This window comes from Maricaulis sp., from assembly GCF_017642925.1.
Lineage (GTDB): Bacteria > Pseudomonadota > Alphaproteobacteria > Caulobacterales > Maricaulaceae > Maricaulis.
In genome coordinates this window covers 26,568-48,152 of the sequence record NZ_JAEPOL010000003.1, presented here as the reverse complement: position 1 = coordinate 48,152, position 21,585 = coordinate 26,568, and the positions used below count along the sequence as shown (strand labels likewise).

Annotated in this window: 25 protein-coding genes and 1 tRNA gene; 17 read left to right on the top strand and 9 right to left on the bottom strand. The window is 64.9% G+C overall.

From position 1 onward, the window contains the following. Window positions 1-9 precede the first annotated feature (9 nt). The 4 genes from JJ918_RS03215 to JJ918_RS17215 all read left to right on the top strand — a co-directional run bounded on the left by JJ918_RS03215 (window position 10) and on the right by JJ918_RS17215 (window position 2,514). The gene (locus JJ918_RS03215) at window positions 10-312 is read left to right on the top strand and encodes a hypothetical protein (RefSeq protein WP_271185676.1); all 303 of its coding nucleotides are present in this window, start codon (window positions 10-12) and stop codon (window positions 310-312) included. Window positions 313-416: 104 nt separating this feature from the next. After that, window positions 417-1,634, top strand: coding sequence for a tRNA 2-thiouridine(34) synthase MnmA (gene mnmA / locus JJ918_RS03210; protein ID WP_291883173.1), 1,218 nt, complete (start codon window positions 417-419; stop codon window positions 1,632-1,634). A gap of 317 nt (window positions 1,635-1,951) precedes the next feature. After that, on the top strand, window positions 1,952-2,197 hold the full coding sequence (locus tag JJ918_RS03205) for a type II toxin-antitoxin system ParD family antitoxin (protein ID WP_291883169.1): 246 nt from the start codon (window positions 1,952-1,954) through the stop codon (window positions 2,195-2,197). Between the two features lie 2 nt (window positions 2,198-2,199). Beyond that, window positions 2,200-2,514 carry a type II toxin-antitoxin system RelE/ParE family toxin gene (locus JJ918_RS17215; RefSeq protein WP_367277625.1) on the top strand — a complete coding sequence of 105 codons (315 nt, stop codon included), beginning with the start codon at window positions 2,200-2,202 and terminating at the stop codon, window positions 2,512-2,514. Here JJ918_RS17215 and JJ918_RS03200 read toward each other — a convergent pair. Further along, on the bottom strand, window positions 2,511-2,945 hold the full coding sequence (locus JJ918_RS03200) for a CPBP family glutamic-type intramembrane protease (protein ID WP_291883165.1): 435 nt from the start codon (window positions 2,943-2,945) through the stop codon (window positions 2,511-2,513). The two genes, JJ918_RS17215 and JJ918_RS03200, sit on opposite strands and share 4 nt — an antisense overlap. Window positions 2,946-3,061: 116 nt before the next feature. Here JJ918_RS03200 and JJ918_RS03195 point away from each other — a divergent pair, with 116 nt between their 5' ends. After that, the gene (locus tag JJ918_RS03195; protein ID WP_291883162.1) at window positions 3,062-4,252 is read left to right on the top strand and encodes a thiolase family protein; all 1,191 of its coding nucleotides are present in this window, start codon (window positions 3,062-3,064) and stop codon (window positions 4,250-4,252) included. A gap of 88 nt (window positions 4,253-4,340) precedes the next feature. On the opposite strand, the gene JJ918_RS03190 is transcribed toward JJ918_RS03195, so the two are convergent. Further along, window positions 4,341-4,712, bottom strand: a complete 372-nt coding sequence (locus JJ918_RS03190) for a hypothetical protein (RefSeq protein ID WP_291883160.1) — start codon at window positions 4,710-4,712, stop codon at window positions 4,341-4,343. Window positions 4,713-4,759: 47 nt separating this feature from the next. Between JJ918_RS03190 and JJ918_RS03185 the strand changes: the two genes are divergently transcribed. Further along, complete coding sequence (locus JJ918_RS03185; RefSeq protein WP_291883157.1) at window positions 4,760-5,335, top strand: TetR/AcrR family transcriptional regulator; 576 nt, start codon at window positions 4,760-4,762, stop codon at window positions 5,333-5,335. Here the strand turns inward: JJ918_RS03185 and JJ918_RS03180 are convergent. Further along, window positions 5,296-5,514: a hypothetical protein gene (locus tag JJ918_RS03180; protein ID WP_291883154.1), complete on the bottom strand. Its 219-nt coding sequence runs from the start codon at window positions 5,512-5,514 to the stop codon at window positions 5,296-5,298. The genes JJ918_RS03185 and JJ918_RS03180 overlap by 40 nt on opposite strands. Further along, window positions 5,515-5,994, bottom strand: a complete 480-nt coding sequence (locus JJ918_RS03175; RefSeq protein ID WP_271185685.1) for an Lrp/AsnC family transcriptional regulator — start codon at window positions 5,992-5,994, stop codon at window positions 5,515-5,517. It lies immediately after the preceding gene. 188 nt (window positions 5,995-6,182) lie between these two features. On the opposite strand from JJ918_RS03175, the gene JJ918_RS03170 reads away from it, so the two are divergent. From JJ918_RS03170 to JJ918_RS03150, 5 genes are all read left to right on the top strand, one after another. Further along, the gene (locus JJ918_RS03170) at window positions 6,183-7,412 is read left to right on the top strand and encodes a thiamine pyrophosphate-dependent enzyme (protein WP_291883146.1); all 1,230 of its coding nucleotides are present in this window, start codon (window positions 6,183-6,185) and stop codon (window positions 7,410-7,412) included. 3 nt (window positions 7,413-7,415) lie between these two features. After that, window positions 7,416-8,429 carry an alpha-ketoacid dehydrogenase subunit beta gene (locus JJ918_RS03165; RefSeq protein WP_291883143.1) on the top strand — a complete coding sequence of 338 codons (1,014 nt, stop codon included), beginning with the start codon at window positions 7,416-7,418 and terminating at the stop codon, window positions 8,427-8,429. 1 nt (window position 8,430) lies between these two features. After that, window positions 8,431-9,687: a dihydrolipoamide acetyltransferase family protein gene (locus JJ918_RS03160; RefSeq protein WP_291883140.1), complete on the top strand. Its 1,257-nt coding sequence runs from the start codon at window positions 8,431-8,433 to the stop codon at window positions 9,685-9,687. Between the two features lie 12 nt (window positions 9,688-9,699). Continuing rightward, entirely contained in the window at window positions 9,700-11,127 is a 1,428-nt protein-coding gene (lpdA, locus tag JJ918_RS03155; protein WP_291883137.1) for a dihydrolipoyl dehydrogenase, read from the top strand. Window positions 11,128-11,378: 251 nt separating this feature from the next. Continuing rightward, on the top strand, window positions 11,379-11,873 hold the full coding sequence (locus JJ918_RS03150) for a thioesterase family protein (protein WP_291883134.1): 495 nt from the start codon (window positions 11,379-11,381) through the stop codon (window positions 11,871-11,873). On the opposite strand, the gene JJ918_RS03145 is transcribed toward JJ918_RS03150, so the two are convergent. After that, on the bottom strand, window positions 11,874-12,344 hold the full coding sequence (locus tag JJ918_RS03145) for a MarR family winged helix-turn-helix transcriptional regulator (protein WP_291883131.1): 471 nt from the start codon (window positions 12,342-12,344) through the stop codon (window positions 11,874-11,876). It abuts the gene before it with no gap. Between the two features lie 155 nt (window positions 12,345-12,499). On the opposite strand from JJ918_RS03145, the gene JJ918_RS03140 reads away from it, so the two are divergent. Further along, a complete protein-coding gene (locus JJ918_RS03140; RefSeq protein ID WP_291883128.1) occupies window positions 12,500-12,925 on the top strand; it encodes an organic hydroperoxide resistance protein in 426 nt (141 codons plus the stop codon). A 46-nt stretch (window positions 12,926-12,971) separates the two neighbouring features. Here JJ918_RS03140 and JJ918_RS03135 read toward each other — a convergent pair whose 3' ends face one another. Beyond that, window positions 12,972-14,039 carry a malate/lactate/ureidoglycolate dehydrogenase gene (locus tag JJ918_RS03135; RefSeq protein WP_291883126.1) on the bottom strand — a complete coding sequence of 356 codons (1,068 nt, stop codon included), beginning with the start codon at window positions 14,037-14,039 and terminating at the stop codon, window positions 12,972-12,974. A 329-nt stretch (window positions 14,040-14,368) separates the two neighbouring features. Between JJ918_RS03135 and JJ918_RS03130 the strand changes: the two genes are divergently transcribed. The 5 genes from JJ918_RS03130 to JJ918_RS03110 all read left to right on the top strand — a co-directional run bounded on the left by JJ918_RS03130 (window position 14,369) and on the right by JJ918_RS03110 (window position 18,164). Continuing rightward, window positions 14,369-14,704: an energy transducer TonB gene (locus tag JJ918_RS03130; protein WP_291883123.1), complete on the top strand. Its 336-nt coding sequence runs from the start codon at window positions 14,369-14,371 to the stop codon at window positions 14,702-14,704. Between the two features lie 130 nt (window positions 14,705-14,834). Beyond that, window positions 14,835-16,892 carry a methyl-accepting chemotaxis protein gene (locus tag JJ918_RS03125; protein WP_291883120.1) on the top strand — a complete coding sequence of 686 codons (2,058 nt, stop codon included), beginning with the start codon at window positions 14,835-14,837 and terminating at the stop codon, window positions 16,890-16,892. 95 nt (window positions 16,893-16,987) lie between these two features. Continuing rightward, window positions 16,988-17,064: transfer RNA gene (locus tag JJ918_RS03120), tRNA-Met, on the top strand. Window positions 17,065-17,382: 318 nt separating this feature from the next. Then, the gene (locus JJ918_RS03115) at window positions 17,383-17,814 is read left to right on the top strand and encodes a carboxymuconolactone decarboxylase family protein (protein WP_291883118.1); all 432 of its coding nucleotides are present in this window, start codon (window positions 17,383-17,385) and stop codon (window positions 17,812-17,814) included. A 95-nt stretch (window positions 17,815-17,909) separates the two neighbouring features. Beyond that, window positions 17,910-18,164, top strand: a complete 255-nt coding sequence (locus tag JJ918_RS03110; RefSeq protein WP_291883116.1) for a hypothetical protein — start codon at window positions 17,910-17,912, stop codon at window positions 18,162-18,164. A 227-nt stretch (window positions 18,165-18,391) separates the two neighbouring features. Here the strand turns inward: JJ918_RS03110 and JJ918_RS03105 are convergent, their stop codons facing one another. The 3 genes from JJ918_RS03105 to JJ918_RS03095 form a co-directional block, all read right to left on the bottom strand. Then, window positions 18,392-19,438 carry an AraC family transcriptional regulator gene (locus JJ918_RS03105; RefSeq protein ID WP_291883115.1) on the bottom strand — a complete coding sequence of 349 codons (1,047 nt, stop codon included), beginning with the start codon at window positions 19,436-19,438 and terminating at the stop codon, window positions 18,392-18,394. After that, on the bottom strand, window positions 19,416-19,751 hold the full coding sequence (locus JJ918_RS03100) for a hypothetical protein (RefSeq protein WP_291883111.1): 336 nt from the start codon (window positions 19,749-19,751) through the stop codon (window positions 19,416-19,418). Before JJ918_RS03100 ends, JJ918_RS03105 begins: the two co-directional genes overlap by 23 nt. A 113-nt stretch (window positions 19,752-19,864) precedes the next feature. Beyond that, window positions 19,865-21,493: an ATP-binding protein gene (locus JJ918_RS03095; protein ID WP_291883109.1), complete on the bottom strand. Its 1,629-nt coding sequence runs from the start codon at window positions 21,491-21,493 to the stop codon at window positions 19,865-19,867. Window positions 21,494-21,585: the final 92 nt, after the last annotated feature.

Below are 21,585 nucleotides of genomic sequence, written 5' to 3'. Positions count from 1 at the left end.
GCTAGCTTCATGAAAGCTGCTCTTGCTGCAATAGTAGGGCTGTGGTGTGCCGTCTTCGCGTTGGCTCTCCTGTTAAATGGCGGAGAACCAGGCCTTGCTGCTACTGTCGCCACCGTTGTCAGCATCGTCGGGCTGGGTGTTGTTTGGTTTGTCCTGTCCGCAAGATCAACCAGAGCCGACGGCGAAGCCCCGCGCGATGTCTTTGATCGGATGGACACTACCAATCCTGGAGTTTGGCTGATCGCCATAGTCCTCGGAATTGGGGTTTTGTTTTTTCTGGCTTGGAGAGACCAGCTCTCTTTCGGGCTTTGACCTTGGCGTGAGCCTGACCGACTCGTCATTGCGCTCCCTTTCTTCTATATCACCGCAATCGATAACCGTTTGCTCCGGGCCTTGACCCCGTTGGAGGCGCAAGAATGACCACGCTGGTTTCCGGCGACGCCCTGGCGCGCGCCGATGCACTGCTTTCCGAATTCAACCTGTCCGGCGATCCGCTGGGGCTGGGCGGCAACCCGGCAGACCATCGCGTTGTGGTGGCCATGTCCGGCGGCGTCGACAGTTCCGTCACGGCGGCCGTGCTGCACCGCGCCGGCTATGACGTCGTCGGCGTGACGCTGCAGCTTTACGATCATGGCGCCGCGATCCAGAAGAAGGGCGCCTGCTGTGCCGGTCAGGACATCTACGACGCCAAGCGCGTCGCCGAGGCCTGCGGCTTTCCGCATTATGTGCTCGATTATGAAAGCCGGTTCCGCGAGGCGGTGATCGAGGAGTTCGCCGATACCTATCTGGCCGGCTACACGCCCATTCCCTGCGTGCGCTGCAACCAGACGGTCAAGTTTGCCGATCTGCTGGACACGGCGCGCCAGCTGGGTGCGGCCTGTATGGCGACCGGGCATTACATCCAGCGTGTGGCCGGGCCGAACGGGCCGGAGCTGCGCCGGGCCGCCGATGCCGGCAAGGACCAGTCCTACTTCCTGTTCGCGACCACGCATGAGCAGCTGGATTTCCTGCGCTTCCCGCTGGGTCATCTCAACAAGGACCAGACGCGCCAGCTGGCTGAAGCCTTCGGCCTCGTCGTCGCCGACAAGCCGGACAGCCAGGACATCTGCTTTGTGCCCCAGGGCCGCTATGTCGACATTGTCGAGAAAGTCCGTCCCGGCGCCTCGCGTCCGGGTGAGATCGTGCATGTCGACGGCCGGGTGCTGGGCAATCATGACGGGGTGATCCGCTATACGGTCGGTCAGCGCCGCGGGCTGAACATCGCCCTGGGCGACCCGCTTTATGTCGTGCGTCTGGACGCTGAAACGGCGCAGGTGATTGTCGGCCCGCGCGAGGCTCTGGAAGTCGATACGATCGGCCTGAAGGAGATCAACTGGCTGGGCGACGACGCCCTGTCGGACGGCGCGCCCGTGCGCGTGAAGGTGCGCTCGACGCGGCCGCCCGTGCCCGCCGCCCTGGCCGTCGACGGTGACAGCGTCAGCGTCGTCCTCGCCAAGGGCGAGGAGGGCGTCGCGCCGGGCCAGGCCTGCGTCTTCTATTCCAGCGACGACGAAGACCGCGTGCTGGGCGGCGGCTGGATCGCGTCGACGAGCGGGCGCGGCAATGCGGGTACGGGTGTGCGGCTGATCGGGTGAGGGCAGGGGCGTGTGTCCGTGGCGCGTTCCCGGGCGTTCCTTTCCTGCCTTCACACACCGTCATCCCCCGGCCAGCCTGCGCGAAGCGGAGGCGGGTGGTCCGGGGGACCTCAGCTATCCAGGTGGACAACAGGCTGTGGCAGCGGCGCGCCAGACTTGCCGACAGGTTAGCTGAGGTCCCCCGGATCCCTGCTGCGCAGGGACCGTGGGATGACGGCGTATGTATGGCCGACGAAAATACTCTCCGTCACAGCGGAACAAAAGGGGAGCATTCCGCACCGAAGCGTGCTAGAATTGCAACCAGAAGGAGGCGTTCCATGTCCATTTCGCTCGACAAGCGCTGGCAGGTTTTCGTCAAAGAGCAGGTGGAGCAGGGCCGTTACAAGACGGAGGCCGAAGTGGTGGAAGACGGTTTGCGCCTCATTTCTGAACGCGAGGCGAGGCTGGCTGAGTTGCGGCAGTCGCTGGAAGAGGCTTTGGCCGACCCCCGGCGCTATACGCCGGAAGAGGTGAAGGCGCACCTGAGGCAAACGGCCCGGCGGCTTGGGTCGGACAAGACTTAGTCTTGTTTGCGCTTCGGCTGACACGGCGGGCGCTGGACGATCTGGATATGATAGCGGCCTATATCGCTGAGAAAAGCGGGAGCAGTACGGTCGCTCATCGCTTTGTAGAACGACTTTCGCAACGGTGTTCGAGCCTTTGCGAAACGCCCTTCAAGCTCGGCCGGTCCTGCGAAGAGCTGGGAGCCGGGATGAGATGTGTGCCTGAGGGCAATTACTTGATCCTGTTCCGGTATTCTGATGATCAGCTGGAAGTGGCACGCATTGTGGAGGGGCATCGAGCCCTCTTGTTTCTGTTTTCCGGCGAAGACGACGCCTAACCCGGAACCGTCAGTCCTTTCCAGGCCACCACGGTCAGCCAGTGGATCATGACGGCGGGCCAGACCGAGCCGCTGCGGTGCCAGGCGAGGGTGCAGGCCAGTCCCAGCAGCGCGACGATCGCCAGGAAGCCCGGCTCCAGGAAGACCGGCTGGGCCATCGGCAGGCCGAGCCAGACTTGTACGGGGTGCCAGAGCACGAAGGCGGTCAGGGCGAGGGCGGCTCTCAGCCAGCCGGTCCGGCCGCCGAGCAGGACCCGGAAAACCATCTCTTCGGCGAGCGCGGGGACCAGGATTGCCGCTGCCGCAATGGCGATGAATGGCCGCCATTCATCGGTCAGGGAAAACTTGAACAGTGATTCATGTTGCCCCAAATAGGCAGCGATGAGCGCGAAAACGGCAAACAGCAGAAGGGATTGTCCCCAATCGGACAATCGCGGCCAGGTCCGGACCGCCGATGTCGCATCTGCGAAAATGCTTGACGCTGTGCCGCATCTTTCGATCATGCGCGCCAGACTAGAGACGAAACCAACCCCTGAGGAGACACGAAATGAGTGCTAGCGACGATCCCATTGTCATCGTCGGCATGGCCCGCACCCCGATGGGCGGCCTGCTGGGTGAGCTGGCGCCGCTTTCGGCCAACGAACTCGGTGCGATTGCCGTCAAGGCGGCGATGGAAGAGGCCGGTCTCGCCGGCGACGATGTCGACCAGATCCTGATGGGCAATGTGCTGATGGCCGGCCAGGGCCAGGCGCCGGGCCGCCAGGCCGCGATCAAGGCCGGCCTGCCCAAATCCGTCGAGGCGACCACGCTGAACAAGATGTGCGGTTCGGGCATGCAGGCGGCGATCATGGGCCGCGCGGCGATTGCCTCGGGCGATGCCGAGATCATCATCGCCGGCGGCATGGAATCGATGACCAACGCGCCGCATATGCTGCCCACGCATCGCGCAGGCTTCAAATACGGTCATGACACGATCAAGGACCACATGGCCCAGGACGGTCTCGAGGATGCCTACGAGAAGAAGCCGATGGGTGTCTATGCCGACATGATCGCGGAAGAACACCAGTTCACCCGCGAACAGCAGGATGCCTACGCCCTGGAAACCCTGGCCCGCGCCCAGCGCGCGACCAAGGAGGGCGATTTCAAGCGCGAGATCACGCCGGTGACGATCCAGACCCGCAAGGGCGATGTGACGGTCGATACCGACGAGCTGCCGCGCAAGGCGATGCCGGAGAAAATCCCGTCCCTGCGTCCGGCCTTCTCCAAGGACGGTACGGTCACGGCGGCCAATGCGTCGGCCATCTCCGACGGTGCGGCAGCCCTGGTGATGATGCGCCAGTCCGAAGCCGAGCGCCGCGGCATCAAGCCGATCGCCCGTATCGTCGCGACGGCAGCCCATGCCCACGAACCGGCCTATTTCACCACCGCGCCGGTGCCTGCCATGCGCAAGGTCGTCGAGCGGGCCGGCTGGCAGGTCGAGGATGTCGATCTGTGGGAGATCAACGAGGCTTTTGCCGTCGTGCCGATGATCGCGATGAAGGAGCTGGGCATTTCCCACGACATCATCAACGTCAATGGTGGCGCCTGCGCCCTGGGTCACCCGATCGGCGCCTCCGGCGCCCGCATCATGGTGACGCTGCTGGCGGCGCTGGAAAAGGCCGGCAAGACCAAGGGCGTTGCCTCGCTGTGCATCGGCGGCGGTGAAGCAACCGCCGTGGCCGTCGAGCGCATGGTGTAAGCGTTTCGACACACTGGAACGGAGAAGGGCGCGGCCGGCCGGCTGCGCCCTTTCTCATGATGGCCCTCCGTCAGACCGCGCGTGTTCGCTAGAGTGCGAGACCGACGACGCCAAGCGCAGCCGTAGCCGCGAACAGGCTGGTCGAGGGCAGTTTGAGCGGCGCGATGCCGCCCTTCACCGCGACGGCCGCGCTGAGCACACTCAGCGTGGCGCACAGCGGCGTCAGGAAAAGCGCGATCGGCCGGTAAGCCGCATCCCAGGCGGCGAGGGCATATCCGGCCACCATGAAGGCGAGCAGGATGGTGGTGATATGCCAGCAATAATAGTTCAGCCATTTCGAGGCCGGTGGCAGGGCGTTGCTGGCAAGCAGCGGCCGCGCGACTTCCCGGCCGCCGGCGAATGTGTGAACCAGTGTGGTGAGCAGGGCCATGGCGGCCGCTAGCCAGAGCAGGAGGGGCATGATAGTGACTCGTATTGGAAAGTTTGTTCTAGAAATAATGTTCTAATATGGGCCGGCGGTCAACATTCTCCGACGATGATGTGTTTGCGGCCGTTGGCCGCATGCTGGTGCGTGACGGCGAGGTGCGCATGCAGAGCGTGGTGGAGGAGACCGGCGTCTCGGTCGGCTCGCTCTACCATCGCTTCGGTTCGCGTGAGGGACTACTGGCGCGGGCCTGGCTGGACACGCTGGGCGCATTCCATGCCCGTTTTCTTGCAGCCCTCGATCAGCCCGGCGAGGTGCCGGGACTGGCAGCGGCGCTGGAGACGCCGCGCTTCTGCCGCGCCGAGCCGGACAAGGCGCTGATCCTGGTCTGCTGCCGGCGCAGCGAGCTGATGTCGGACAATACGCCGGAGGCGCTGCAGGCCGAACTCGCCGCGGCCAATGACCGGGTGATGGTGGCGATCGACGCCTTCTGCCGGCACACAGGCCTGCCCCTGGAGATCGCACGGCTCGGCCTGATCGGCTTTCCCCTGGGTGCCGTGAAGCTCTACCTGCCGGGCGAGCCCGTTCCCGAAGCGCTGGACGCGGAGATCGAGCGGGCCTATCGCGCCGTCGTCCTGCCGCGGCTGGCCTCTTCCTGAGGCGGGGTGAAGTCGCAGCGCGATGCGGCATGGTCCCAGCGGCCGCCCGCATCCAGACAGGCATCGATCTCCAGATTGCCGGAGAGGTCGAAGCGCAGAACGATCACGATGACGACCGCGACGAGGATCGCGGCGCCCCACAGGAGCGGCCCCGTCATGCTGCGCTGGCGAAGGGCCACCTAGTCCTCGATATGGTTGAGGGGCAGGCCGCGGCCTTCCTTCACATTGCGGATCTGCACGGAGGTGCGGAAATCGCCGACCACGTCGAGCGGGATCATCTTCTCGTACATGAAGTCGTTATAGCTATCGATGTCCGGCGTCACGACCTTGAGCAGGTAGTCATAGGGGCCGGTCATGGTGGCCGCTTCGGTGACTTCCTTGAAGGACTGGATGGCGCTTTCGAACTTTTCGTAATTCGCCTTGCGGGCCGGCTGGATCTTCACTTCCAGATAGGCGGTGAACATCAGGCCGATGGCGCGGCGGTCGAGCTGGACCGAGCGGCGCTTGATGATGCCTTCGGTTTCCAGCCGCCGGATCCGGCGCCAGCAGGGCGAGGGTGTCAGGCCGACGATTTCGGCGATATCGGCGACCGAGCGGCCGGCATCTTCCTGCAGGGCTTCCAGAATGCGGACATCAATCGTGTCTAGAGTGGCGGTCATTATTTCCTCAAACCATGGATTTCTGCGAAATTAATCCAATATATTGCACTTGCGAACCCCGAAATGGCGCCGCATTCCAACGGTAGACAAGACCTGTCCATCCGCGTTAGACGCCGTCTCGCGCTCGCGAGCCAGTATATCGCGGCGATTGCCGGGGCCCAGACGCCCCATCAGTTCAGCGAGAGCCCATGGCACAAGACGAACCCCGCTTCCATGTTCCGGCGCCTCATGTCCGGCCCGGCGACACGCCCGACTTCTCCCATCTCGACCTGCAGGCTGCCGGTGAGGCGCCGCGTCCCGACCCGTCCGTAGCGGGTATGGAGACGCGCGACCTGGCGCTCGGCCTGATCGGTGTGCTCGATCACAACCACCAGGCCGTCGGCGACTGGGATCCCAAGCTGAAGCCGGACGTGCTGCGCGAGGGCCTGCGCCACATGATGCTCACCCGCACCTATGACGACCGCATGCTGAAGCTGCAGCGTCAGGGCAAGATGAGCTTCTACATGAAGTCGACGGGCGAGGAGGCGGTTGCCGTCGCCGGCGCGATGGCGCTGGACAAGGGCGACATGGTCTTCCCGTCCTACCGTCAGCAGGGCATCCTGTTTGCGCGCGGCCGCGACATCGTCGACATGATGTGCCACTGCATTTCCAACAGCCGTGACAATCTGAAGGGCCGCCAGCTGCCGGTGCACTACACCTGGGCTGAAGGCAATTTCTTCTCGATCTCCGGCAATCTGGCGACGCAATTCCCGCAGGCCGTGGGCTATGCGATGGCGTGCCAGTACAAGGGCGACAAGCAGATCGCCGCAAGCTGGATCGGCGAGGGCTCGACGGCCGAGGGCGATTTCCACGGCGCGCTGGTTCTGGCCTCGACCTACAAGGCGCCGGTGATCCTCAACGTCGTCAACAATCAGTGGGCCATCTCGACCTTCCAGGGCATCGCCGCCGGTCAGTCACCCAGCTTCGCGCTGAAAGGGCTGGGCTACGGCCTGGCCTCGCTGCGGGTCGACGGCAATGACTTCCTCGCCGTCTATGCCGCCACGCAATGGGCCGCCGAGCGCGCCCGTGCCGGTCATGGTGCCACGGTGATCGAGACCTTTACCTATCGCGCCGACGCGCACTCCACCTCGGACGATCCGTCCGGCTACCGTCCCAAGGGCGAGAACGAGATCTGGCCGCTGGGCGACCCGATCGCGCGCCTGAAGAACCATCTCATCGGCCTGGGCGAGTGGGACGAGGCGCGTCACACCGCGCTGGAGAAGGAACAGAACGAGCTGGTAATCGCCTCCTACAAGGAAGCGGAAAGCTACGGCACGCTGCATGATGGCCCGCTGTCACCGGTCAACTCCATCTTCGAGGATGTTTACGCCGAACAGGACTGGCGCCTGCGCCGCCAGCGCCAGGATCTGGGAGTCTAGGACATGGCCACGATGAACATGATCCAGGCCCTCAACTCGGCCCTGGACGTGATGATGGAACGCGATGGCGACGTCGTCAGCTTTGGCGAGGATGCCGGCTATTTCGGCGGCGTGTTCCGCGTCACGGCAAACCTGCAGAAGAAATACGGTCTCGACCGCTCCTTCGATGCACCGATCAACGAGGCGGCCATCGTCGCCATGGCGATCGGCATGGCGGCGCGGGGTCTCAAGCCTGTCGCGGAAATCCAGTTTGCCGACTATATCTTCCCCGGCCTCGACCAGATCGTGTCGGAACTGTCGCGCCTGCGCTATCGCACGGCCGGCACTTTCACCGCACCGGTGGTGATCCGCACACCCTGCGGCGGCGGTATCCGCGGCGGCCAGACCCACTCGATGAGCCCGGAAGCCTTCTTCACCCATATCCCGGGTGTGCAGGTGATGATGCCGTCCAACCCGTATGACGCGAAGGGCATGCTGATCTCGGCCATCGAAAGCCCGGATCCGGTGATCTTCTTCGAGCCCAAGCGTCTCTATAACGGTCCGTTCGACGGGCATTCCGGCGGTGCGCTGTCGTCCTGGGGCAAACATCCCAAGGGCGAGGTGCCCGAGGGCCATTACACCGTGCCGATCGGCAAGGCGGATGTGGTGCGCGAAGGCAATGCCGTGACCGTCGTCACCTATGGCACGCTGGTGCTCGTCGCCCAGGCAGCGGCGGAAAAGGCCGGCGTGGATGCGGAGATCATCGATCTGCGCACCCTGGTGCCCTACGACATCGAGACGATCGCCCGTTCGGTCAACAAGACCGGCCGCTGCATCGTTGCCCAGGAAGCGCCGCGCACGTCCGGTTTCGCAGCCGAGCTGGCCGCGCAGATCCAGGAAGAATGCTTCTATGCTCTCGAGGCGCCGATCCAGCGCGTTACCGGCTGGGACACACCTTACCCGCATGCGCATGAATGGTCCTACTTCCCGGGCCCGGAGCGTTTCATCAATGCGATGAACGCCGTTCTGGAGGCTTAAGATGAGCGAATACCGCTACAAGATGCCCGATGTCGGCGAAGGGATCGTCGAGGCCGAGATCGTCGAATGGCACGTCAAGGAAGGTGACACCGTCACCGAGGACCAGCACGTGCTGGACGTGATGACCGACAAGGCGACGGTGGAAATCCCCTGTGCCGTAAACGGCACCGTTACCAAGCTGGTCGGCGCACCGGGCGATGTCATCGCCGTTGGCACCGAGATCATGTTCATCGCCACCGAAGGCGCGGCTCCGGCCGAGGACGACGCGAAAGAGCCGGAACCGGAGGCGCCGGCCCGGCCCGAGCCGAAAAAGCCCGTCGAGCCGGAACAGGCCGCTGCGGCGCCTTCCGTGGCTGCCCGCATGACCGGCGAGCGCCCGCTGGCCAGCCCGGCCGTGCGCAAGCGCGCCCTGGACAAGGATATCGATCTCGGCCTGGTGCCGGGCACGGGTCCGGCCGGCCGCATCACGCACGAGGATCTGGACGATTTCATCAAGTCCGGCGGACGCCTCGCGTCCAAGTCCGGCGGGGGCGGCACGGCGATCCGCGCGCCGCAGACCGGTGTCACCGAGGAGAAGGTGATCGGCCTGCGCCGGCGCATCTCCGACAACATGTCGCGCGCCCAGCGCACCATTCCCGACATCGCCTATGTCGAGGAGATCGACGTCACCGCGCTGGAAGAGCTGCGGGCGCATCTCAACAATACGCGCCGCGAAGACCAGCCCAAGCTGACCTTCATCCCCTTCCTCGTGATGGCACTGACGCGGGCCCTGCCGCACACGCCCCAGGCCAATGCCCATTTCGATGGCGAGGCCATGGTGCTGACCAAGTATGACGCCGTCCATTGCGGCATCGCCGCAGCGACGCCGAACGGTCTGATGGTGCCGGTGATCAAGCACGCCGAGAGCCTGGACATCTGGCAGATCGCGAGCGAGCTCGGCCGTCTCGGCCAGGCTGCCAAGGACGGCAAGGCAACCAAGGACGAGCTGACCGGTTCGACCATCACCATCACCTCGCTGGGGGCGATCGGCGGCCTGGTCACCACGCCGATCCTGAATGCGCCGGAAACGGCCATCATCGGCGTCAACAAGATGCAGACCCTGCCGCGCTATGACGCGGACGGCCAGGTCGTGCCGCGCAAGGTGATGAACCTGTCATCCTGTTTCGACCACCGCATCGTCGACGGCTATGACGCCGCCATGCTGATCCAGCGGGTCAAAGGGTTCCTGGAGAACCCGGCCACCCTGTTCATGGGCTAGGGAGCGCACGCCATGCAACAACGCACTTGCCAGGTCCTCGTCGTCGGTGGTGGCCCGGGCGGCTATCCGGCTGCGATCCGCGCCGGCCAGCTGGGCCTCGACACGATTATTGTCGACAAGCACGGTCTGGGCGGGACCTGCCTCAATCGCGGCTGCATCCCCTCCAAGGCGATGATCCATGCGGCGACCGAGTTCGAGCATATGTCCGAAGCCGCCAAGGGCGACCGTTTCGGCATCTCCCTGTCCGAAGAGCCCAAGCTGGACATGGGCAAGCTGGTGGGCTGGAAAGACGGCATCGTCTCCAAACTGACCGGCGGCGTGGCGCAGCTGATCAAGGCCGCCGGTGCCGAACACATCGCCGGCTGGGCCGAATTCTCCAACGCCAAGACCTGCATCGTCACGCAGGAAGACGGCGAGAAGGTCGAGATCACGGCCGAGAATGTGATCCTGGCGACCGGTTCGGTGGAAGTGGAATTGCCCTTCATGCCGTTCGGCAAGTCGGTGATCGGGTCGACCCAGGCACTGGATCTGACCGAGCGTCCGGAAAAGCTGGTCGTTGTCGGGGCGGGCTATATCGGCCTGGAACTGGGCATCGCCTATCGCAAGCTGGGCACCGAAGTGACCTTCATCGAGGCGCTGGACCGCATCCTGCCGCTCTATGACAAGGAAATCACCCGCCCGATCACGATGTGGCTGAAGAAGCACAAGGTGGATGTCCACCTGTCGTGCAAGGCCAAGGGCGTGACCGAGACAAAGGGCGGCAAAGCCGTTCTGGAATATGAGGACGCCAAGGGCGAGACCCAGTCGATCGAGGCCGACAAGATCCTCGTCGCCGTCGGCCGCAAGGCCTGCCTCGATGGCTGGGGCCTTGAAAACATGGGCCTCGACATGGATGGCAAGTTCATCAAGGTCGATGCCCAGTGCCGCACTGGCATGCGCGGCGTCTATGCCATCGGCGATGTCGTCGGCGAGCCGCTGCTGGCGCACAAGGCGACGGCCCAGGGCGAGATGGTCGCCGAGATCATCGCCGGCCAGCGCCGGGTGCACGACCCGGTGGCGATCGCTGCCGTCTGCTTCACCGAGCCGGAAGTCGTCGGTGTCGGCCTGACGCCGGATGAGGCCAAGGCGAAGGGCGAAGAGGTGATCACGGGCAAATTCCCGCTGGCCGCCTCGGGCCGCTATCTCTCCATGGATGCCGGTACGGATGGCGGTTTCGTCCGCGTCACCGCGCGCAAGGACGATCATGTCATCCTGGGCATCCACGCCGTGGGCACGCACGTCTCCGAGCTGTCGGGCGAATTCGCCCTGGCGGTCGAGATGGGCGCGCGCCTGGAAGACATTTCCGGCACGATCCACGTCCACCCGACCCTCACCGAAGGCTTCGCCGAAGCCGCCCTGACCGCGCTGGGCCACCCGATCCATATCTCCGCGCCGAAATAGGGGCGGGGGTTCTCCGGCCACGCTCTCCTCTCCCCTCCCGGGGAGAGGGCAGGGTGAGGGGCGGCCGCGGGAGCGGCCACTTAAAGACTCTTCTTTAGCGTGGCGCTGGCGCGCGCCCCTCATCCGGGCTTCGCCCACCTTCTCCCCGGGAGGGGAGAAGGGGTCGCGAGCGTGTTTGGCCGCGCAGCGGCCCACCCCCTTCACCTGCCACGCCGCCATCCATATATTGTGCACCTGCGAAGGAGAGTGTGATGGATGACAGCGGGATTTCGCTGGCCGGGGTGATCGGGCCGGAGCAGGCGGTCGACGGCGAAGGGCTGGGCTGTGTCTCCTTCGAGACGGCGCTGATGCGCCGGGTCGTGCCGGGGCCGGGCGATATCGACGAGCTGGGCCACGTCAATAATGTCGTCTATCTGCGCTGGGTCCAGGATATCGCCATCACCCACTGGCACCGCGTCGCCACGCCGGAGATGATCGCCAGCGATATCTGGATCGCGCTGAAGCACACGATCGAGTATCGCGACGCCATCCAGCCCGGCGAGACGGCCGAGATCCGCACCTGGCTGGGCCGCATTCACGGGCCGCGCTTCGATCGCCATGTCGATATCCGCAAGCCCGGCGCGAAACGCTTCTCTGCCCGCGCGACGACGGAATGGTGCCTGATCGACCGCGACACCCGCCGCCCCAAACGGATCGGCGACGACATTCTCGACACCTTTGCCCTGCACGGGCTCGAGCGCAGCTGATCAGTCGCCGTCGCGGGCGCAGGCGAGATTGTCGCGCAGGCGTTCGACCGCGGTTCTGAGCTCGACCAGCTCGTCCGTGGTCATGCCCGTGGCTTGCGGCACGCAGGCAAGGAGGGCGCCGGCCTTGGCTTCCAGATCCCGGCCGGGCGGCGTCAGCTGCACGGCGACGCGGCGCTCGTCAGCCTTGTCGCGGCGGCGTTCGATGACGCCGGCGGTTTCCATGCGTTTGAGCAGCGGTGTGAGCGTGTTGGATTCCAGGCCGAGCCGTTCGCCCAGCTGGCCGACGCCCTGGCCGTCCTCTTCCCACAGCGCCATCAGCACCAGGAATTGCGGATAGGTCAGACCCAGCTCTGCCATGATCGGCTTGTAGAAGCGATTGAAGGCATTGTTCGCCGAATAGACGGCGAAACAGACCAGATCGTTCAGCCGGATCTTTTCCGGGAAGGCGGCGGGGGCAGGGGTTTCAGGCATTGTGGCTCTCGCTTGAACAAGGCCATCAATTTAATCGTACGCGATATGATCGCAAGCGCTTGACGACGGGGCATCGGCTTCCCAATTATATCGCGCACGATTTAATCGTGCAAAAGTTACCTGGCCGCGAGGCCGCTCATCAGGAAGGACGCACAATGTCTGTAAAGGTTGCGTACAAGACGACGGCCCGGGCCACCGGCGGCCGTGACGGTACGGCGGAAACCCTCGACGGGACGCTGAAACTGAAGCTCGCCACGCCGAAAGAACTTGGCGGTGCAGGCGGCGAAGGCGCCAATCCGGAGCAATTGTTCGCGGCGGGCTATTCGGCCTGCTTCATCGGCGCCATGAAAGCTGTGGCCGGCAAGGTCGGTACGAAGGTTCCGGCCGACGCAACGGTCGAGACGACGGTCGGCATCGGTCCGCGCGATGAGGGCGGGTTCGGCCTCGATATCGATCTCAAGGTCGACCTTCCGGGCCTGGAACGCGATACGGCACAGGCGCTGGTCGACGCCGCACACCAGGTCTGTCCCTATTCCAACGCCACCCGCAATAATGTGGACGTCCGCCTGAGCCTGGCCTGACCGGCATGCTCCTTCGTGCCTTGCAGGGCGCGGAGGAGCATTTGCCCTAGAGGCGATCCGGGCAGCCCGCGATTTCGGCCGACTTGTTCAGCTGGGCAATCGTGGTGTCGTCCATCGGGATGCCCTCGCGGCGGCGTTTGCCCTCGGCGGCGCGCTCGGGATCGCCGGGGTAGAGAACCGGGCTGTCCCAGTCCATCGGCGGCGAGGCGAGGACATAATCGGCCAGCGCCTCGATCTCGTCCTCCATCCAGGCCGGATCGCCGAAGGCGGCCGGGTCGATCAGGATGGAGAAGAGCCCGTTCTGCAGCCCGCCGCGCCGCTCGCGCCCCGGCTGGATCGTACCCGCGCCCGACAGGACGCCGGCGAGGATCTCGCAGGCAAAGGCCAGCCCGTATCCCTTGTGGCGGCCCATCGGTGTCAGCGCACCCTTGAGCTCGAAGCCGGCCATGCCGTTGGGATCGGTCGTGGGCCGGCCCTTCTCGTCGATTAGATTGCCCGGGGCCAGCGCGATGCCCTTGTTGGCCGCGACCCGGGCCTTGCCCAGCGCGATCCGGCTGGTCGCCATGTCCAGCACGAAGGCTGGCCGCTTTGCCGTCGCCGGGAAGGCGATGCAGACCGGGTTGGTGCCAAAGCGGGCGTCTGACCCCCGGAAGGGCGCCACCAGCGGCGCATGATCGCCGACGCTGACAAAATGGATCGAGGCCAGCCCGGCCGCGGCCGCGCGCTCGCCATAGGCGCCGATACGGCCGAGATGGTGCACATCGCCGAGCGTGGCCGCCGCCAGCCCGCCGGCCTTCGCCTTCTGTCCGGCCTGTTCGATCAGGCCGAAACCGGCCGGCGCGCCCCATCCACCATTCCCGTCGATGCGCAGCAGAACCGCGGTGTCGGTCAGTGTGGCGGAGGTCGCCCCGGTCTCGACCAGGCCCTTGCGGATATGGTGGACATAGACCGGCAGCAGGCCGGCGCCGTGACTGTCATGGCCCTTCAGATTGGCGTCAGCCAGGTGCGCCGCGACACAATCGGCGTCAGGCTTGCGGGCTCCGGCTGCCGTCAGGACGGCCGCCAGAAATCCGGTCAGCGTGTCGGCATCGATGCGGCGGTCGGTGGGGGGCATGCGAGGGGTCCGGTTGAAGCGACCAGGAAGGATCGAATTGTTTTTTCGCGGTTAATTCGATGTTTACGAAGAATCCGGCGAAGACATGTCGCGTTTTGGCACAAGTAACCAAATCTTCAAATTCAAAACAGCTAAACAATTGAATTTGCAAGATAAAAAAATTCCACAACCGCTCGAAAAATCGAATCGCACTTAAGCGTTTGGCAACCGGTTTCGGTCATTCTTCATCACGTCGGACAGAACGGGTCCGCAGGAAATCAACGGGCGTTCGAACACGGGGAAAATCCCGGGCAGCGCCTCGAACCAAGAACTGGATGAAGGGTATGTCGATGAACAAGACGGGAACCATGTTTCTGGCAGCGGCAATGACGGCGATGGCTTTCACGGCGGCTCCGGCACTGGCACAGGACGATCGCGAGCGCACCCAGGTCGAGGCACCGGAATATCCGCGTGGTGCCGAACGTCGCGGGATCGAGGGCTATGCGGTTGTCGAATACACGGTTTCGGCCGAAGGCGTCGTCGAGAACGCCACGGTCGTCGAAGCGAGCCCGGAAGGCGTGTTCGACCGCGCCGTTCTGCGCGCCATCGAAGGCTGGGCCTATGCGCCGGCGGCGAGTGCATCCGAAGGCGTCCAGCAGCGCTTCGACTTCAACCTCGGCGGTTGAACATAAAGAAATACTGCGCCATCCGGCGATAGAACCGGAAAGCGCTCACAAGAATAAGAATTCATTTACGGCGGCGCGGTAGCGTCGCCGTATCTTTTTATCGGGGGCATTAACCGTAAGGGGCCATCCAATGAATTCTGTGTTCGCCAACTTCCTCGACAAGACCTCGAGTATCCGGGTCCGGCTCCTGGCTGCATTTGGTCTGACGTCGGCCATGACGCTGATCGCAGCAGTGGTCGGTGTGACCGGCTTCAATTCGGCGAACTACGCCGTGCAGCAGATTGCCGAGCGTGCCATTCCGGAAACCCAGGCCGTCGACTCGCTGAGCGAGGACAGCCAGGCCCTCTCCGAGGCGCTGTCCAGCTTTGCCCTGTCCCCGACGGTGGATGCGCGTCTGGCCAACTACAATCGCGTCGTCGATTACCGCGAGCAGTTGACGGGCGAACTGGAAGATCTCCAGGCGATCGGCGGCGAGGCGGAAACCGCGGCTCTGGCGACGGCCGTCGCCGATCTCTCCGAACTCGTCGAGAGCATGAATGAGGTTGTGGACCGCCGGCTCCAGATCCGCGACGAACGCTATGACGCCACCGCGCAGGCCCGCGCGGCGCGCGCCCAGTTCGCTTCCAGCGTCGAGAATGCCCTCGACACCAGCACCGACGCGGACATCGAAAGCCTGCTGCGTTCGCTGCTGGCGGCCAACCAGATGATGATCCAGTACACCGAGGTCGATATTGCCTCGACCAATCCGGATGTCGACGCGGTGTTTGACCGCTGGGACGAAGCCGTCGGCGAACTGGATGTGAACCTCGCCATTCTCGGCCCGATCGTCTCCGACGTGATGCGCGGCCAGGCCGACAGCCTGATCGCCTTCGGCGAGGGCGACACCGGGATTTTCGAACTGCGCAAGGCGGAACTTGCCGCCGTTGTTGCTGCCGAAGTGGTCGCCGAAGAGGCGCGCCTGTCGGCCGAGACGCTGCTGGCCAGTGTTGAAGGTTACAAGCAGCAGGTCGCCGGCCGTGTCGACAACGCGACCGATGCCGCGAACGCTGCCGTGATTGCCGGCCGCATCCTGCTGATCTCCATTGCGGCGATCGGCCTCGTGGTGGCGCTCGCAATTGCCTGGTTCTACGTCAACAACACGCTGCTCAAGCGCCTGACGGCGATGGCCCGCACCATGCGCGCGCTGGCTGAAGGCGATAATGACGTCAATCTGGGCTTCACCCCGGGCCAGGACGAGATCGGCGACATGGCGCGCTCGGTGGACGTGTTCCGCCAGAACGCCAAGGAGCGTGCGCGCCTGGAAGCGGAAACCGAGCAGGAACGCCGCATGAAGGAGAAGCGTTCGGCGGCCGTGGAAAGCCTGATCCAGGCCTTCGAACAGGCCTCGTCGGATGCACTCAGCCAGGTCGGCGAAGCGGCACACCGTATGGAAGCGGCTGCCCGCGCCATGAGCTCGACGGCTGCGGCCACCACCGGCAAGTCCGCCGCCGTGGCCCAGGCCTCCGAAGGCGCGTCGCAGAACGTTCAGACCGTGGCGGCCGCGGCCGAGGAAATGGTCTCCTCGATCGGCGAGATCTCGCAGCAGATCGCCCGCTCCACCGAGATCGCCGGTTCTGCCGTCGACCAGGTCGAGCGCACCAATGAAGACGTGCAGCGTCTCGACGATGCGGCCAAGTCGATCGACAATATCGTCAGCCTCATCAACGACATCGCCGAGCAGACCAACCTGCTGGCCCTGAACGCCACCATCGAGGCGGCGCGCGCGGGCGAAGCGGGCAAGGGCTTCGCGGTCGTGGCGTCGGAAGTGAAGGCGCTGGCCAGCCAGACCGGCGCGGCGACGCAGAACATCTCCGAGCACATCTCCGGTATCCAGGGTGCGACGGCCAAGGCGGTCGAGGCGATGTCCTCGATCGGCGGCACGATCCACGAAATGTCGGAAATCGCCACCGCCATCGCGGCTGCCATGGAAGAGCAGCGCGCGGCAGCGGGCGAGATCACCCGCTCGGCCCAGGAAGCGGCCGACGGCACGCGCGACGTGTTCTCCAACATCCAGGAAGTCGACCAGTCGACCTCGGAAACCGGCGAGAGCGCGGGCGAGGTGCTTGAGGCTTCGCTGGCCGTGTCGCGCCAGTCCGACTCGCTGAAATCGGCGGTCGAGCAATTCCTCAACGAGGTGCGTGCCGCGTAAAGCAGGCACAACTGAAATCGGGGCCCGTTCGCGGCTTGCCAGCCGCGGGCGGGCCGCGTATATGGCGTCCCTCTCCCGAACGGGACAGACCTTGTGGCGAGGTAGCTCAGCTGGTTAGAGCGCACGACTCATAATCGTGAGGTCGAGAGTTCAAGTCTCTCCCTCGCCACCACCCTTCGCCCTGCGGGCTTCGGGTGGCAAGCCACCCGAAGCGCGCACTTGGGGCGAAGAGGTGCCCCGCCGAAGCCTTGGCGAAGGCGGGCATGTCCGCGACACACGCGATTCCCCCTTTGCCATCGAGTTTCAAGCCACCCCAAGCGCACACCCGGGGCGAAGAGGCTTGTCCTCCGGAGCCTTGGCGAAGGCGGGCTGTCCGCGGCACGCGTCATCCGCACCTTTCCCGACATTCTGCAGGGCATCTGTCACACGCGGCGCCGGCCATGCGTCTTGGGTTCTGAAGCCTTTGGCTTCGCCAACCCAGGAGACTGACATGACTGCCCATACCGAAATCCGCGCCGATCGCGACCTGCCGGACGTCTTCAATGCCTTCATCGCCGCCCAGACGGCGATCGTGGAGACCGGGCTCGAACCGGCCCTGCGTCACCTCGTCGTGCTGCGCGCCTCACAGATCAATGGCTGTGCCTTCTGCGTGAAGATGCACACGCGCGAGGCCCGCGAGGACGGGGAAACGAGCGAGCGTCTCGACCGGCTGGTGGCCTGGCGTCACATGTCCGACTTCACCGCGCGTGAAAAGGCCGCCTTTGCCTGGACCGAGGCGCTGACGATTATCGATCCGGCTGCCGAGCTGGAGCCCTTGCGCGCAGAGCTGGCGCGTCATTTCGAGGCGCGCGAGATCGCCGCGCTGACGGCGCTCATCGCGATGATCAATCTGTGGAATCGCATGCAGGTCGCCCAGCACTAGGCAGCCGTGGCGGCCCGGTTCGCCCGGTGCGGCGAAGCGTCACGCGGGCCGGGCCCGCCATGGTCCTGCGTCTCAGGAACAGGTAGACAGGCGCCATGAACAGAACCAACACCCCCCTCATCGCCGTCGCGGTTGTCGCGATCCTGCTCTGCCTCGCCTTCATCGTCTGGGGGCTGGGCAATCTGCCCGAGGTCTCGATGGGCATTCACGGCTGGATTGCGCTCGGCCTGGGCACAGTGGTCAGTGTCGCCGTCGGCGGCGGGCTGGCGGCCATCCTGATCATCTCGCGCCGCAATGGCTATGACGAAGCCGCGCACCAGGTGTTCAAGGACAGCGAGCCGGATCTCTAGAGCGATTTCACGGCAAAACCGGTACCGACTTTTTGCCGAAAATGCCGGGTTCTTGGCGGTCGCATTTTCGAACCGCAAAACCGGTTCCCGCTTCTGCTGAAAATGCCGGTCCTTGGCGGTCGCATTTTCGAACCGCAAAACCGGTTCCCACTTTTGCTGAAAATGCCGGTCCTTGGTGGTCGCATTTTCGAACCGCAAAACCGGTACCCACTTTTGCTGAAAATGCTCTAGCTGCTCAGCGCATCGCGGCGGAAAGCCGTTGGCGTCGTGCCGGTCTCGGCGCGGAAGGCCCGGTTGAAGGGCGCGATCGAGCCATAGCCCAGATCCAGCGCGATGGTGAGAACCTGGTCATGGGCGCGGTCCGGGTCGGCGAGCAGCCGCTTGGCCTCTTCCAGCCGGTGGGCGTTGAGGAAGGCGGAGAAATTCCGGTAGCCCAGCCCCTGATTGATGATCCGCCGCAGCCGGTGTTCGCGCGTGCCCAGATGTTCCGCCAGCGAGCCGACGGTGAGACCGGGTTCGCGATAGAGCCCTTCGGCCATGGCGGCTTCCAGCCGGCGGGCGAGGGGGCGGTTCTCCGGTGACAGGTCCCGTCCGGCGCCGCCGCGGCGGCGTATGTCGCGGGCGCCGAACAGGTCGGTGGGCGTGGCAACCAGCCAGCCGGTAAATCCCATGGCCAGGACGAAGAGCGTGAAGCCGTGGGTGGGGAAGACCCAGTCGGGAAAACCGGAACGGGCGTAGCGCAGTTCCAGGGCGGATATGGCGATGCCCAGGAGGGCAACCAGAATCGCGAAGGCGATGCGGAATCTGCGCCGGGGCTCGATCAGGTCGTCGCCCCAGTCGCGCAGGGCCAGGATGGCGGCGTGTGCCATCATCGAGATGTTGATGATCTGCCAGCCGCTGGCGGAGATCATCGCGAACAGGCTGTCGCCGGGCGACAGGAAATTGCCCGCCGCACACAGCACGACGGCCAGCATGGGCAGCAGGCGCCACATCCGCCAGCGAAAACCGGTATCGAACAGGGCCGTGGCGAACCACCAGAAAAAGACGCCGGTGGGCACGGCGAACACGTTCAGCACCGGATCGACGGGGCCGAGCACGGCTGCGATCGTGTTGGATGACAGGAGCGCGTAACAGGCCACACCGGTCGCGAACAGGATGCCGAGGCGGGCCGCCAGGCTGTGCCGGGCATCGCGCAGGAAGAGAAGGCCGAGCATCACGGCGAGCGCGAAGGTCCCGCCGCGCGCCAGGATATCAAGAATCTCGATCGTGCTCATCCCGTGCTGGTCCGGTCTGCTGTGCAATCCGGTAGCGGTTATCGCAGCTTGCAAGCGCTGCGGGAAGCGCGGCGCCCGCATGAAGGGCCTGGAGACAGCGGTCACCGGATGCTTCGACAGCCCGGTCGAGCGTGTCGCGAACGCAGGACCGCACACCGCGTGCGGCCATGGCGCCGTGGCGGTTTTCGTGCCGGCAGGCTGTCAGCACACGCTGGTGCAGCCGGTCCAGCCGGTCCTGGGTCGTGTCGGTCTGGGGTGCTGCGGGGGAGAGCAGCAGGGTGGCGGCAAAAAGGGCGCCGGGGAGAAAAGCCATATCGACCTCCGTGGTTGGCAGGCCGATGCATGACAGCGCCGGGGGCGAAGCGTCTGCGCAATTTCGAAATCGCGCAGCCTATTTCATTGCCGCGACATCTCTTTCAACCCGGATCAGGCCGCGACGCTGGTCCGCGGTGTTGCGGGATCATTGAGGCAGGCATCGATCGCGCCAAAGAGCTCGGCCTGGTTGATCGGCTTGGTGACCACATCATTCATGCCCGCCTCGCGGCAGCGCGTCCGGGCGCTCGACAGGGCGTTTGCGGTCAGGGCGACAATCGGAACCTGGCCAGCCGGGCCGGGCAGGGCGCGGATGGCGGCGGTCGCCTGCAGCCCGTCCATCACCGGCATTTCCATATCCATCAGCACGAGATCGTAGCGTTGCGCCCTCACCGCCTCGACCGCTGCAGCGCCGTTCTCCACGAAATCGGCCTCATAGCCGCGCAGGTTCAGGAAGCCCTTGGCGACGGCGCGGTTCACGGCAATGTCCTCGGCGACGAGAATGCGGACACCGCCAGCGGGCATGGCGGCCGGGACAGGCTCCGGCGTCCCGGCGGCGGGCACCGGCTCGGCGATATCGCGCTTCAGAGGCACTTCGAACCAGAAGGTCGAGCCCTGGCCGGCGGTGGTGCGGAAGCCGATCGTGCCGCCCATCAGCTCGACAAGGCGTTTGCAGATCGTCAGGCCCAGTCCGGTGCCACCGTGCGCCCGCGTGGTCTCGGCATCGGCCTGGGTGAAGGCGGAGAAGAGTTTCGGCTGCGCCGCCTCCGGTACACCGCAACCCGTGTCGCGCACCTCGACCCGCATGACATGACGGCGGCGGCCGATGGCATGGAAGCCCATTTCCACATCGACCGAGCCGGTCTCGGTGAACTTGATCGCATTGCTGACCAGGTTGAACAGGACCTGTTTGAGCCGTACCGGATCGCCCTCGAACCGGTCGTCCTTGCCAGCCTGCACCTCGATGGAGAAGCCGATCGCCTTTTCCCGGGCGCGGGCCTGCCAGAGCGTGCGGGCATCGGCCGCCATGCGGTGGGGATCGAAGACCTGGATGTCGAGGTCCATCTTGCCGGCCTCGATCTTGGAAAGGTCGAGCACATCGTTCAGCAGGCGCAGGAGAATCTGGCCGCTGTCATTGATCACCCGCACGAATTCGGACTGTTCGGCATTCAGCTCGGTCGACATCAGCAATTGTGCGACGCCGAGCACACCGTTCAGCGGCGTGCGGATCTCGTGGCTCATCGTGGCGAGGAATTCCGACTTGGCCTTCGAGGCTGCCAGCGCCTCGATGCGTGCATGGCCCAGCTGCTCGGCCAGGGCGGAGAGCTTGTGGCTGCGCTCGGCGCTTTCCCGCGAGGTCTCGCGGAACAGGTCCAGTGCGGTACCGACGCCGGAATATTCGCCATTGCGGGTGATCAGGAAGCCTTCCATCAGGGCGGACGGGCGGTCCCGCACGATCAGCATGTTCAGCTCGGCGATCGGCGTCGAGGCCTCGACGAGCAGCGGATCCTTGTTCATCAGGAAGGTGACCGGGCGTTTGGAGAACAGCGCGCGGCCATGCCGGTCGGCCATCTTCACGAAAAAGCGGTCGCGCGAGACCAGACCCAGCGGCTGGCCGTCCTGCACCACGGCAACCACCAGAAGGTCCTTGTCGTCGGAGAACAGGTCGTAGACGAACTCACCCGAAGTGTCCGGCGAAACCACCGGCGCATCTGTCATCACATCGCGAACGAGGCGGCTCATCCCGTTTCCCCCTGAAATCTGCGGGGGAGATTGTCCGGGCCTGCTTTCCAAGGCTTAAACGCCTGAACGGTTTCATGGAAACTTCACCGAAA